The sequence below is a fragment of the Ulvibacter antarcticus genome (assembly GCF_003688405.1).
Taxonomy (GTDB): Bacteria; Bacteroidota; Bacteroidia; order Flavobacteriales; family Flavobacteriaceae; genus Ulvibacter; species Ulvibacter antarcticus.
This window is the reverse complement of the sequence record NZ_REFC01000014.1, coordinates 195,059-210,862: the sequence shown is the minus strand read 5'-3', so window position 1 is coordinate 210,862 and position 15,804 is coordinate 195,059. Positions and strand designations below refer to the sequence as shown.

The 15,804-nt window shown below is 39.3% G+C and carries 5 protein-coding genes; all 5 read right to left on the bottom strand.

The window, feature by feature from the left end:
• Positions 1 to 185 precede the first annotated feature (185 nt).
• Positions 186 to 599: a hypothetical protein gene (locus BXY75_RS12590; protein WP_121908118.1), complete on the bottom strand. Its 414-nt coding sequence runs from the start codon at positions 597 to 599 to the stop codon at positions 186 to 188.
• Between the two features lie 167 nt (positions 600 to 766).
• Entirely contained in the window at positions 767 to 5,464 is a 4,698-nt protein-coding gene (locus BXY75_RS12585; protein WP_121908117.1) for a T9SS type A sorting domain-containing protein, read from the bottom strand.
• Positions 5,465 to 5,639: 175 nt separating this feature from the next.
• Positions 5,640 to 10,367, bottom strand: a complete 4,728-nt coding sequence (locus BXY75_RS12580; protein WP_121908116.1) for a S8 family serine peptidase — start codon at positions 10,365 to 10,367, stop codon at positions 5,640 to 5,642.
• A gap of 289 nt (positions 10,368 to 10,656) precedes the next feature.
• Positions 10,657 to 10,809, bottom strand: coding sequence for a hypothetical protein (locus BXY75_RS17165; RefSeq protein WP_170152890.1), 153 nt, complete (start codon positions 10,807 to 10,809; stop codon positions 10,657 to 10,659).
• A 4-nt stretch (positions 10,810 to 10,813) separates the two neighbouring features.
• The gene (locus BXY75_RS12570; protein ID WP_121908114.1) at positions 10,814 to 15,565 is read right to left on the bottom strand and encodes a M36 family metallopeptidase; all 4,752 of its coding nucleotides are present in this window, start codon (positions 15,563 to 15,565) and stop codon (positions 10,814 to 10,816) included.
• Positions 15,566 to 15,804: the final 239 nt, after the last annotated feature.

Genomic DNA, 15,804 nt, shown 5'->3' with positions numbered 1-15,804 from the left:
TAATCATAATATTTTCTTAAATTAAATTAAGCGGCAAAGATAATTATCCTACTCTTACTTCCTAATTATTCATGCAACAATCACTACTCATTCACTACTCAATTAATGAATGCTGAATTTAATTACATAATAAGAGGACTGTTGTGGATTTATAAAGTGAAAAATCTTAACGATAACGCCTATGTTTATTTCTTCGGAAATACGCTTAAAACAGTTGCTTTTTTCTTAATAATAAAAGTGCCTTTCGATGCTTCCTGGATGTGGAAAACAACAGTAACATCTTTGGCTAAAGATTCATTCAGGTATTTTGTAGTAGCACTAATGTAATAGTTTCCCGGCTCCAAAGGATTTTCCGAAGACATAACCAATCCATCTGGAAGTCTCGCAATCGAAATATTCATTTTTTGATCAGAATCCTCTATGTTAATAGCTTGAAGTGTAATAGTTTTGGCAATCGAGGCAGTTGCACTGTATTGCATAAGTATAGGTTGATCCGGTCGTCCGGCAGGCAGTATCTTTTTTTCAACATCCCCAATAGATAATGATTGGCAACCTGTAATTGCCGCAAAGCAGAAAATTGAAATCAAATGTAAACTCATACTCTAGATTAATAAGATTAATACAAAGTAATGCTTTTGTTAGTGATTAAACTTAAATATTAAGATTAAAAAGTATCCATAGCAAAAAGTATTCAATGAATCTTTTCACTAAAAATAAAAGCCCAAATCGTAAAATTTGATTCAGGCTTTTTTAAGAAGTTGGTAAATTAATATTTTACAATTCGTTTTGTAATCGATCCATTTTCCGAAGAAATTTTCACTAAATACAAGGCGCTTTGAAGATTTGAAATATCAATCCTTTGGGTAGCTTCGGAAGTGATTGCCACTGTTTTCACACTTCTTCCTCTAAGGTCGAAAATCTCAATACCGGTTAGTACGGTATTAGGAGAAACGATATTCAGAACGTTTTGCGCAGGGTTAGGAAATACTAAAACATCTGCTAAATCAAAATCGCTCGTCGATAATGTTCTGGAAACAAACTGAAGGGTGAATCGATGATTATAAGTTCCTGCTACTGCAACAAACTCGTAATTTGCTTCACTTAAGTTGGTAATTGTGTTTTCGGTGTGATCGATTAAATAAACAGTTGCTGCTTCAATCGCATTTCCTTCGATATCGGAAATCGAAATCACATATGGAAGTCCGCCATCTGATTCAATTAAAGTTGAGAAACCCATTAGAATAGTAATTGAATCATTAAAAATTTCACGCCCTTGTATTCCCAATTGCTCACTTCCATCTTCAAGATGTGTATATAGAGAAACTACGGTTCCCAATTTTTGGGTATCATAACCATTATCTAATTGCGGGCCTGCATTTTCAAGAAATCCAATTCCGGTGGTACTTCCAAGATGATATTGCCCTTCACGAACAGTCAACCAAATAAGATCTTTATCTATGTTTTTTCTAAGATTGGTGTTTCCACTCGTCAATCGCATAGTATTTTTAAACACCACGTCACCCGGAGCATTGGCCTTAATTCCGAAGCCCTGAGCGGTTGCAATAATACCATTTGGTGTATCTCCACCGGTAGAAGACGGAATTCCCATAGTGCCATTGTAGGTTGAAATATCTTCCATATTGAAATTCTCACTTTGAGGCCCAGGAACACCCATTCCAGGAGTTGTATTATGTTCCCAAAAATACACCTCATCGATCATCGTATTGCCGGTGATTAACATATCCGCGTCAATAGCCGAGGCATACGGATTTGAGAGAATATTTGCACTGGATTCTTTGTCGGTATTGTAATCTGCAACATAAACTATCTTTCCATTATACAGTGTCCCTTGATCGAATGTATAATTGTAACTTCCACTTTGCGTATAAGAAGGTCTTACCAAATAGCCTTCAGCTGCATTTAGTGTACCTGAGAAATTTGTCCAATCATTCTGTTCCTGATCGTAAAAATTAACCCCTACAATTGGAGGAGTTCCTACATATGGTTGAAAATTTGAAGTCGTATGATTTAGCACCTGATAAGCAGGCAAAGCATCTTCAAAAGCAGTTTCGTTTTCCGAAGTCATCATACTTCCAAGAATCATAAAATCACGCGCGGTTAAACCGGGTGTTGTGACATTTACATTTATCGTTCCGTTGTTAGCGACTGTTGCATAATCGTCAATCTGAACGACATTAGCAGTATGTTCGACAATGATAGAACTGCCACTTTCAACCGAGATATCGCCAACCACATTTAAATAATTATCGGCTGCTATAGTAAGGGTCGCATTGTTTTCAACATCACATGAACAAGCATCAATACTTCCGGCAGCAGTACTATAACTAGAGGTAAAAACTGCCTTTTTAGTAGCTGCTAAAGGTCCGTTACTCCAACCAATTCCATCCCAGCTAGTGGTAGGCTTATCGAAACATGGCTCTCTAATAATAATCGCGTAATCTTCGACCTCACCCGCATCGCTTCCGCAAGGTTGTGGAGCATCGAAATAGGAATTTCTGGTCCGTAAAACAATCACTTCATCTCGCACAGCATCAAATGGAACTGCAATAGTTCCGAAGGACTGATGAGAACTGTTATAAGCTGACATTGTGATAGCTTCGGAAGCTTCGAAATCCCCATTCTTATTATAATCAATCCATGCACCGGCATCATCAAGTGCAAAATGAGTTACCATTTGAATCATTAATTCATAAGAATCACCTGCCGCCAGTTCAATAGGCGTTGTGTCGTAATAGGTATAACCATCTTTTCCACTATTATTCACAAAACCGTTTAGAGATACGGAGTTTATATAATCTGAAGTCGTGCTCCCATTTCCGGTAGCTTCGCAATGAGAGAAAGCTTTCACAGTGTACATAAACTTATAAGTTTCGGAAATATCTCCGCTACCACCTTCAGCAAAAACCTTAAAATACATCCTCGTTCCAATCGGAAAATTAGGAATAGCAGTATCAGATATCCAAATATCACCAGCTGTATTGGTCATCGGAATTACATTTCCGAAGCTAGGAGAATCCTCAGACCAGGCAACATACACATTGCTTAAAGTTCCCGTATATGAAATGGTTGAAGTTACAAACTGATCAATATTTTCGAAGGGCTTGTTATCTGAGGGCTGGTCTGTAATTTTTGTGGTTAGAATCTTCGGGTACGAGGCTCTGTCGACAATCGAACCTTCCCAAAGTCCTCTTCCCCATGTAGCTGCTTTTAGCGTATTGGAACCGTTCACTATTTCCAGTTCTTCTATAGTTGTGTTAGGTAAATTAGTATTGTAGAGTGTCCAATTGGTATCATTCATAGGCATGGTATATATCCCAATTTCAGCACCTAGGTAGATATTCGAATCGGTAGTATGATCGATAACCACACTTTGAACGGGCATATTTCCCAGATTGTGCGTAATGTTAGTCCAGCTACTCCCTCCATTAACGGTTTTGTAAACTTTCTCACCGTTATTTTCGTATGAAGCATACACAACAATGATCACATCGTCGTTATTAGGATCGAAGGCTATGTCCCGAATATCTCCATTGGGTAAATTACTTTTAATGCTCGCGAATGATACACCACCATTTACTGATTTATCGATAAAGCTACCTGCAGAAATAATAATAATGTTAGAATTATTCTCTGCAACAGCAGCATCCTGGATGTTCCCACTAAAACTAGCTGGGCTTCCGCTCGCCGTCCAGGTTGATCCAAAATCCTCGCTCACATAAACAGACTGACTAAAATTATAAACCCGCATCTGGTTATTGGGATCGTAAGCAAAAGGAGCTTCCCAATCGGCATTTCCACCTCCACTCTGCCCTGATGGAGAGACACCACCCACTGTGAGACCTCCATCCTGAGTTCTAATTCTGCCACCATATTGAACACTACCAATAGCCCAATCGTCATTTAAGGGATGGAAAATTCCCTCCATTCCATCTGCTCCATAAATCTCTAGCCAAGAATTTTCTTTTTTTATACTTGTCCCATTATCCTGTGATCCACTAATCGATCGAAAGTGATTGGACTGACTCGCGCCTAGTTTATAATTTTCACGAATGGCAGTCCCCTGACTTAGGATATCCCAAGTAGTACCATTATCATCACTTTTGCAAAGAAATCCATCGCTAGCAACATAAAACACACCACTCACCACCTTTGCGTTTCTCAAATCTGCATGAACATAAGAAGTTGTTGAGCCAAATCTTTGTTCATTAGTTCCTGTTCCATGGGCTGAGTTACCAAGACTCCAAAAACTCGTCTGATTAAAAGTGGCTCCACCATCGGTACTGATTTCAGTATCGACATATCCATAAAGTATATTTTGGTCGTCAAGATCGCTCACCACAAAACCTCCGTGACAACCGGATGCGGGATTAGATAGAAATGTAAAGCTCGCACCTTTATTTGTAGATTTCCACACTCCATTACTAGAAGCAAAATAAACACAATCTACACAAGAAGGACTTACCGACAAATATCCCGTCGCATTCGAATTCCCTGATATGGTGCTCGAATTACTAAAATTTAGACCGGTATTATTTGAAATTAAGATGGTATTTCGAGTACCACTAATCTCGTTTGTAAGGTACATCGTGTTGGCATCTGTAGGATGAAAGGCAATGTTTGAAATATCTGCAGCCGTTAAAATCCTGGTCCAAGTCGCAAGATTGTCGTCAGATCTAAACAATCCTTCGTTGGTTCCAATAAAAATAAGATTGGCGATCGTTGGATGATAAAATATTTTTTTGATTTGAAACGAATCTCCCAAACCTCCGAACCCAACATTTGTAGGATTAAAATTTGAAAGCGCCCAACTGTTACCGCCGTCTATTGATTTGTAGATACCATGTGAATAGCCGTTTCTAGCGTTTCGAATATTAATAAGAACAGTGTTTGGATTCGAGGGCGCTACGGCTATGGTATTTACTCCGCTAGCAAATAAAAAGTCAACCGAACCACCAGTCCAATTAGCACCGCCATCTATAGATTTCCAAAAACCACCACTTCTCGAGCCAAGATATAATTGATTAGGATTAGCCGGATTCACATAAAAATCTTCTACCCTGCCTAATCCTGGTGAGTAGTGACCCGAAATATTGTCGATAGTAAATGGGCCAAGTTCACTCCAGTTTGAAACAGCAGCGTTTAAATTATTGGTTGGATTTGTGCTAAGGAATTCCTGGTATGAATGTTCAACAAAAAAAGGATCTACATTATCACGTCGTCCCGAAGGATAATACTTATACTCATTGGCTGCCCGCCATCGCTCAAATCCTTTTAAACCACTTCCTTTGGCGGTCTTATCCATTGAATTGAAATAGGCTTCAGCTTCATTGACAACCTCATAAAAATTCACAGTATTATCTTCCATTAGAACCTTATAATTCTGGGAATTCAAATGAGAAGAACAAACAAGAAATGCAAATGCAATAAGTACTTTTAATTTCATAATTGTAATAAATTTATCAATGGCTAGTCCTGAAAATCAAGGATATAAACTTACTGTAATTTATTTAAACATGAAATTACCTTTTTAGAAACCTTCAATAAAACTGTTTCATAAAATCAAAAAAGCCCGTATCGAGAAATTCGACACAGGCTTTTTATTTAATGAACTAGGGAGTTTATTGCTTTATAATGCGTTTTGTAATTGATCCGTTTTCCGAAGAAATTTTCACAAAGTACATCGCGCTTTCTAGATTTGATATGTCTATAGTTTGGTTAGCTTCGGAAGTGACTGTTACATTTTTCACACTTCTTCCTCTTACATCAAAGATTTGAATTCCTGTTAATAAAGTATTTGGCGAAACTATATTCAGAATGTTTTGAGTTGGATTTGGGTATACTGAAATTGTATCCAATTCTGAAGCATTTACATCCAATATCAACGACTCGAACTGAACCGTAAAGCGGTTATTGTAAGTTCCTGCTTCGGAAACAAACTCGTAATTACCTTCACTAAGGTTAGTAATAGTGTTCGTAAGGTGATCGATTAAGTAAACCGTAGCATCTTCAATAAGACTTCCTTCTAAATCTGCGATCGAGATTACATAAGGTAATCCACCATCTTCTGTAATTAAGGTTGAGAAGCCCATTGGGATAGTGATTGCATCGTCAAATACTTCCCGTCCTTGGATACCAAATTGCTCGCTTCCGTCCAGAAGGTGAGTATACAATGAAACGACAGTTCCAAGTTTTTCGGTATCATATCCTTGATCCAGTCCTGACGTTGCATTTTCTAAGAAACCAATTCCTGCAGTACTTCCCATATGGTATACTCCTTCCCGAACTGTTAACCAAAGCAAGTCTTTAGCCACCGGTCTTCTTAATGTTGTATTTCCACTGGTCAATCGCATTGCATTGTTAAAAGTGACATTTCCGCCTGCGTTAGCCTTGATTCCAAAACCTTGTCCTGTTGAAATAACACCGTCTGGTGTAGTCGAAGTTCCCGGATCGTTCGAAGCAGGAATTCCCATTGTACCATTATAGGTTGAAATATCTTCCATGCTGAAATTTTCATTTAGCGGTCCTGGAATTCCATTTACGGGAGTCGTTAAATGTTCCCAGAAATAAACTTCATCAATCATCGCGTTACTGGAAATCAACATAGTTGCATCTATTGCCGAAGCATATGGATTAGATAGAATATTCGGACTGTCTTCCTTATCATCACCAAAGAAGGCAGCGTAAGTGATTACACCATTGTTTAACGTACCCTGATCGAATACATAATTATAGGTTCCACTTTGCGTATATGAAGGTCGGACTAAATATCCTTCAGCTGTATTTAAAGTACCTGAAAAATTTGTCCAATCATTACTCTCCTGATCGTGGAAATTAACTCCAACTACAGCTGGTGAACCAACATAAGGAGTAAAGTTCGCCGTGGTATGATTAAGCACTTGATATGCTGGTACTCCATCTACAAAAGCAGTTTCGTCTTCCGAAGACATTGGACTACCCATGATCATAAAATCACGTGCTGTTAATGATGGTGTTGTTAAGTTTACATTTATTGATCCATTGTTGAGTACTACCGCAGTATCATCAACTTGTACAATACTTCCTGTGTGAGCTACATCTAAGGTTCCGTCGACAGTTATGTCACCATTCACTCGTATGTATGTCAATGCAGGTACAGTAACCGTAGCTCCCGAATTTATCGTTAGTTTACAAGCTTCCAGGTTTCCATTGGTAGTAGTATTATAAGTTGCATTAATTATAACTGTATCAGTAGAACCTGGTGCTCCTGTAGGACTCCAGCTTCCATTCCATGTTTTTGTAACTCCAGGACAACTTACCACAAAGGCAGCTGCAGGACCGAAATAGAAGGTACCTTCCATTCCTGTAAAATTACCTGTGAAAGTAACATGACTTCCAAAAGTTCCAATTGAGAGTGGAGAAGTTTCAGAAATACTTCCTCCCACTTCTCTGGCAGCAACTAGATCTGTACGTGAAACTCCTACAGTTCCACCAATCGCGGTTTCCCAACCGGCTACTTCTGCTTCCGTAGCATAAAAAGTAACCGAAGTACTCCCACTAGCAACAGAATTTCCAGTAATAGCATCAAATGATTTATCCATTACCAAATCAGGAGATACACTGCCATCATATGCCTGAGCTCCTGTTCCGGAACGAGACACAAATGTTTCTACACAACCATAATCATCGGCATTATTATTTGTAATATCCAACATGACATCACCAGAAACGGCATCGGTAGAATAAACAGTTCCCGCTCCGGACAATAGAATTTGATTACTACTTCCACTGTTGACAGCTGTTTGAACATTGGTATTGCTTTCCGCAGAAACCACTACATTATCAACAGCCATTCCGTATAGCCAGGTTGCACCATCATTATAACGAAACTGAATTCTTACATTCGCTTGTCCAATATATGTGGTTAGATTAATTGTATTATTGTTTACCCATGGAGTCGTGTAGACACTTCCACCATTGTCTACAGAAGTATTAGTAAGATTTAGTATAGATGTAAAAGCACCTCCTGTACTAATTAATACATCACCTACTTCGGTACTTATATCTGCAAAGGCATGATCGAAAGTCAAGGTTGCAGAGGTGTAGTTTCCTACCAAACTGAATGCTGTGGTAGTTAATAGATCATTCGCTTTATCACAATTACAAGCATCATCATTACTGAAAGCAAAATTACTCGAATTTCCTGTAGTACTCCAATAAGAACTTGTTAGGTTCCCGTTGCCTCCAAACTGAAATACATCTGATCCTGAATTCCCTGAAGTTGTAAAATCGAAAGGAGAATTTTCAAAATCTTCACTAAAAATAATATTTGTGGTAACCGGTGTAATAACGGCATCATCATCATTAATCGTTAATGTGAAGCTGTCTGCATTTGTATCGGCAATAGCATCTCCTCCGTTAGCGTTTACCGTAAAATCGATTATTGCTGTTTCAGACCCTTCTACAAAACCATCATGATAGACTCTTACAACCATATTCTGGGAAACAAGAGAACCTGAAAGAAATGTAACCGTTGGTGTTTGAATAGCGTAATCCAATCCATCGGTAGCTGTTCCACCATTCACGGCAAAAGTAACCGTTGCATCTTGCGAAGGCTCTTTAGCGATTAATAAGGGAACATTAATGTCTGTATAGTTACAATCGCTTTCTTCTGTAAAATCATCGGAAAGATTTGAATACGCAATTAATGGAGTACTTGATACTACAACTCCGGTAACAATTAGTGAGTAATTTTGTGACCCACTACTAAGCGTACCTTTGTGTGTTACTGTTAATGTATAGGTTCCTGTAGCACCTGAAACATCTACTCTTTCGTAAGGATCTACAATATTATCACCGGTGCCATTGGTAGTAACTCCTGTTAATTTCCAGGGCGTATAGTTAGGTCCATTTTCTAAGCGGATATCCAGGTCATTAATTAAGGCTGGAGTATTACTATTAGTTCCATTATTTATAGCTGCTGCAGGATCTGTCCAGGAAATAGAAGCCATAAGTGGATCTGTTCCGTTAGATTGCACTGTAACAGAATACGTCTGTCCTTGCGTTAGTGTTAATTCACTTACAATAGCACTTCCTGTAGAAGCTGCAGCCGTGGTTAAGGTTTCTGCTGCTTTTTTAGCGTTTAATAATCCCCATCCAGTTTGTGCATCGGGACCAATTGGTGCAACATCATCTGCGGTATGCAATGCCAATCCTTTTAAAGTAGATGCCAGCATAAAGCTTCCATGTAAATTCACATAATGTTCCTGTAATAAAAGCAGGGTTCCGGCAACATTTGGAGAAGCCATTGAAGTTCCTGTAATTGAATTGTAAGCAGTATCTGAAGTTTCATAAGTTGAATACAGCTGAGTACCATTCCCCATAATATCGGGCTTAATACGGTAATCATCTGTAGGACCTTCGCTACTTCCTGAATTACGGGTAACAGAATTTAAACTCCCGTCTCCGTTAATTGAAGCATCTTGTCCGTTTGCAACAACCATATTGTTTTTTGCTGTCGCATGTCCGGATAGTTTATCGTAAGCGGTCTGTCCATCCAATGGAGCTCCATTAGAAGAATTATCTGCACCGTCATTTCCTGCTGCCACCATCATTAAAAAGTAAGGTGCATTGTAAGCGATTTGATCCCAGTCACGAGCATCCGAGCCATATTGACCAAACCATTCGTCCGGAATACCTGAAGCGCCATAACCATATGAGTGATTTGAAATAAGCATACCGGCTGCAGCTGCTGTTGTTGCTTCAGAAACATCACTGTTCCAATCGTAACCCACTGCATCTGCTCGTGGCGCCATTCCTTTAGAATTTGCTACTACACCAGAAGCCATTATAGTTCCTGTTACGTGGGCAGAATGATAATGTAGTGCGGTAGTTCCATCACCTATCGAAAATCGATTTGTACCACCGGCACCATCGTATTCTTGATGTGATGTTCTAGCCAAACCACCATCCCAAACATGAGCCGTTAGATCATCTCCATCTAAGTTTAAACCAAGACCACCTCCACTATTCAAATAGTTGGCCCTTGTAGAAGCAGAAGCTGCAACATTATAGGTCTGATAGTAAATAGGAGTTCCATCATCGGCGATAAACTGTAATTCGAATAAAGTCCCTTTATCATCTTCATATCGAACAGGAACATTATGCAACAATGCATAAGATGCTATCTGTCCTTTATTTGCTGAATACTTTGACTCAGAGATATCACGAAGCTCGGCTAACTTAGCCTGATCGTAACTATCGGTAACCGATTGTATTTGCTTAGCATACTTATTTGAAGCATTATTTTGTGAAAAACCGTTTAGACTGAAGCAAAACAGTGCAATGGCAATAAAGTAATTAATTCTCATTCTAGGTTAAATTTGGGGGTTAAATGTAACTATGCATCATTTGATAATTGTCAAAAATAACACTTTATCGTTGATACGCAACATTTTAGCGATATTATTATAAAATATCCTAAACAACCTCCACTTAATTATCACCAAAGAATTAGTCAGAATTTTAAAAAAGCCAATGATATTAGTGATTAAATTTGGCACTTTCTTAGCAGCTCCCAAAGAACATCTTAGCGTTATAAATGCAATAAACCCTCTCCAAATAGTATGAAAAGGGTTTATTTCAACAAAACAATAAAACTTATGCGGTTCGAAGTAAATCCATTGTGTGAATTTCCAGTTGTTTAAGGTTGTCGTTATAAAATGAAGCATCAATTTTCGACATCATTATAAACGCTAACTCATTATAGAGTTTTCTGTGTTGTACAAATAATCTTCGTTTAAAACTTTTCATGGCATTACTTTTTTATCAATCTTTTTACAATAGTTCCTTCGGAAGTGATTACCGACACAAAATATACTCCTGTCGCTTCAGTTGAAATATTCAATTTCACATTATTTTCATTTCTGAAACTTTCAGAATATATTATTCTTCCCATTAAATCTCTAAGCTCAACCTTTTCAATTGGGACTATTGGCGAAGAGATCTGTAGTACTTCTGAAGCTGGATTAGGATAGATCGCAATTTCGTCTAACACATGACTTTCAGTCTCCAAAACGATAGATTCGAACTGAAGGATAAATCGGTTGTCAAAAGTTCCTGCATCTGAAAGAAATTCGTAATTCCCATCGCTAAGATTAGTTATTGTATTCTCTAAGTGATCGATTAGATAAACGGTAGCTTCCTCGATATTACTTCCATCCAATTCCGAAATCGAGATAACGTAAGGCATTCCCCCATCAGCTTCAATTAAAGTTGAGAATCCCATCGGAATAGTAATTTCAGAATCAAAAATTTCACGGCCTTGAATGCCTAATTGTTCGCTTCCATCGGGTAAGTGAGAGTAAAGTGAAACTACAGTTCCTAATTTCTGAGTATCGAATCCGGGATCCAAATTTTCCGAAGCACTTTCAAGGAAACCTATTCCAGTAGTACTTCCCATATGATATTCACCTTCCCTAACAGTTAACCAAATTAAATCTTTGGCAACCGGTCTTCTCAGCGTTGTATTTCCACTTGTTAAGCGCATAGCATTTGTAAAACTCACGTCTCCGGCTGCATTTGCCTTTATTCCGAAGCCCTGTCCTGTAGAAATAATACCGTTTGGTGTGGTTGAAGTTCCCGTATCATTGGATGCAGGAATACCCATGGTTCCATTATAGGTCGAAATATCTTCCATACTAAAATTCTCCGTTAATGGTCCCGGAATTCCACTTATAGGTGTGGTAAGATGCTCCCAAAAATATACCTCATCAACTATTGGATTTTGGTCAATAAACATAGTGGCATCCATTGCAGAAGCATACGGATTAGCAAGCACGTTCGGACTATCTTCTTTATCATCTCCAAAATAGGCGTCATAGCTAATCACACCGGTGTTCAATGTTCCTGCTTCATATAAATAGTCGTAAGTTCCACTGGAAGTATAAGATGGACGAACTAAATAACCCTCTGCCGGACTTAAAGTTCCTGTAAAGTTCGACCAATCGTTGCTATCCATATCGTGAAAATTTACCCCTATCACTGGTGGTGTTCCGACATAGGGATCAAAATCGGCGGTAGTATGATTTAACACCTGATACGCTGGTAACACATCGGTGAATACGGTTTCATCCTCCGTGCTCATCGGACTACCCATGATCATAAAGTCTCTAGCTGTGAGATCGGGAGTTGTTAATTTCACATTAATGGTTCCTGCATTCGTGACAAGAACATCTTCATCAACTTGGGTTACATTCCCTGTATGTTCAACAACTAAACTTGAACCAGCTTCAACACTAATGTTGCGTTTTACATTTAAGTAATCTCCGGCTTCCACAGTAATAGTGGCTCCAGAATTAATTTCGCATGAACAAGCATCTATATCGGCTGTCGAAGTACTATAAGACGAACTAAACACAGCTTTGCTTCCCAATGTTGGGGCCGAATCACTCCAGCTACCTGTCCATGTGGTTGAAGTTCCTTCTACAGTAACTTCTGCCGTACAAGTATCAATTCCTCCCATTCCGTCATCGACGGTTACCGTCACAACATTTACTCCAATATCATCGCAAGTGAAGTCAGATTTGCTTAGGGTGACGATCACCGGACTACCACAGTTGTCAGGCATTCCGGGGCTAATAGGTTTAAATATCACCATGTCTTCGTCTGCAGTCCATTCTGTATAGTTTCTTCCCGGAGATGCATAGCCTTTGTCTCCCAGCTTATTTTCTATTCCTTGGGTTTTAGGGAAATCAACACTTTCAATTAAAGTATTATGTATCTCGATGATATTTGTTCCTTCATAAAGATGTACCTGCACTGTTACTTTTTTAGCTGACAGGTAAAATGGTACATCCTCATAACTTACCACGAGTTTTCTAAAAGGCTCGGTTCCCACGGTTTTATACTGAACCACTCCCGAAACATGTGGGCTTAGTGCAGTCCATGCAAGGGCAATCATCCCATTGGGTAGACTTCCTTTGGGAATAACAGTTGAAGAATAGGAAGGAATACCTGACAGACCTGTTCCTGTAAGGGATACGAAACCATTGGAAGCGATATAAAACTCGTCGTACGAAATTCCGAAGAAAGAAAAATCGAATCCAATTGGTAATGGGCCGGTTCCTGAATCTTCAGCTAACGTCACTACTGTTCCTGCAATCACTGTGGGAGCAAATACTCCTTCATCATCAACTTCATATCCCAAACTTCCATTTCCTTTGATAATATTTGCTATTACGTCATCATTTTCGATAGTAGCTTCTCCCATAGCATCTAAGGTCACGGTGGCATCTTTACAAATCACTATCGGTAAAGTATCGGGAATTACCTCTATGGTAGCCATCGCCGATGTTCCAGTGCAGGCGTCGAAATAGGTTATCGAATGTGTTCCAACTCCAGCAGTAGCTGTATCAAATTCGAAGGTCTTTCCGTCGCCCGCATTGGTTACAAAAGAGCCACTATAACTACCTCCAACTAGTCTTCCACCACCCAATCCAGTTACGATGCCTTCAGAAACACAAAGCTCCAATCGACTTGGAGTGAACGACGCCACGGGCATATCGAAACCAGGAATTCCATCAAAACGATCGAAGGTTGAGCCCTGATCGGCATCTACGCCAAGGCCTCTTCCTGAAAAAGCCAGCCAGATGAAGCATTCGTTTTCCCCGCCTGTAAGCGCGAAATCAGCATCTAGGATGCCATCACGAGCATTTACAAAACCTGGAACTACGGGTGTAAATTTCATTCCCTCCATAACAAGTTTTAGTGCAATATTATTTCCGCCAGTTCCAGAGTGAAGATCTGGATCGAAACCATATGCATCTATAAGAATCTGAGTTAAATCATATAACATAGTCGCCCAGATAAAACCAATACCATGAGGCACTGAAATTGAACCGGCATCGGCTACATCTCCATAGGTAAAACCATTTACCGAACCATCTGTACTATAAGGTGCCGGTCTAATTCCTGGTCCGACAGGCCCCAGATCTTTTAAAAAGTTTCCTACAGGTCTATCGGAACCAAAATTATCATCGTTCATTGTTAGCATATACCCAAAGAAATCACTCCAGCCTTCTCCCATCTGTTCAGCATTGGCAAAAGGATGTATGAAGCATGCCCCTCCAACCAATCTAGTAGAAATACCATGAGCATATTCATGGGTAACTACGAGGGCATCGTAACTACCATCTTGTAAACCTGGCGACATTGGCCCATCGCAGATGTACATTTGCATAATGGGGATATCCCCGTCTGGCGGTGTCGCAAAATTTGCATTACAGCGATTACCACTAGTAGGTGCAAGATCTGCACTATCCTGAGCTTGAGCATCAACACTATCTCCTTCTTCACCACCTAAGCCGAAATTAGTCGATTGAAAATTCCCTGCTACTTCATCGAACCCGTATAAATAGGTAATATCATGTATAATATTATTCCAATAAAACAAATTTGTAATTGCAGCGTCTTCAGACTGATCTGTTGCAAAATAAACCGGCAGTCCTGCTGCAGTTGCTTCAAACGCATAATCGAAGATTAGTCCTGGAGCAGATTCCGGAGTATGATCTGCTTCTGTGCCCACATCATCATCCTCGCCATCATCAAAGGCCGAAATATTATTTCCTTTAGTATAGGCATAAGTGGTAGTTCCAACTGTATGCCATCCATCGGGAGAAGCTACAGGGTGAGAGGGGGCAGGTATAGGAACCCTTGGAGTATCGTAAGGACTTTCAAATGGCATTGGAAAAACCTTGTAGGTTGGAACTAAAACAGCTCCTTCACTTATCTTCTTACCAACATCAGCTATTGTTATTTTATCTGTAATTTTTGATGTTTTTAACTCAAGGTTTGTGGCCATAGCATTATGTCCTTCCTCGCTATGATCTCCTGTGATATTGCAAGAAACCGTCCAATTGTCTTTATCAATAATTTTTCCCGTCGCCGCGTCCACTCGAAAATTCCACCAGTCTGCAGTGTTTTTTTCATTCACAGACAATTCCCAAACCAATCGTGTACCTTCAGTTTGCTTATAGTAATACATTAATTTCACTGGAATGTCGCGGTTAGAAATACCTCCTCCATTGAAAACTCCTTTTTGGTTAATACCACGAAGGTTTCCCTTTTGTTGCAAATTGAAAACAGTATATCCCATTTGATTTGCCACTGCTTGAATAGCTTCTTCGGGACTAATACTTGCTGCACTGTTTACTATCGTATTTTCAATGGATGCAACAAAGTTTACATGAGCTCTAATGGTTGCTCCGTTAGATGCCTTGTGCATACTTGATTCGGTTCCATAGACTTCAATTCCGTTGATTGCTTGTCGAATGTAAGTATGTTCTACGCCACTCAACGAACTTGTATGTTGTGATGTAATGACATACTCATTAGTTGCCGAAGGATTACTCATAAGTTCCTCCAGAAATTGTTGTGAGGTGATCCTCGGATTATACTGCCTCGTTTTTGATTGTGCTGTTAATTGAAATGTGGCAAACAGCAGTATTGCAATTGCACCCATAATTCCCTTTAAGCGTACTTGCTTTTTTAAAAGTGTATTCGTTCTCATGACTATTTAGTTTAAAATTATAGTCCGACGAGGAAAACGGACAGTCTATTTAATAGTCATTTCTGAAATGGGCTTTGTAACCTATGAATCGATTTTTATTTTGTTTTTTTCTGAAGACCCCTCCGCCTGCGGCACCTCCCCTTGAAATAAGGGGAGGATGAATTGATGAGGATTGAACCCAGAAATGTACATCCTCATCCCGGCCTTCTTCCAGGAGGAGAAGGAGTGATTTTTTTGTA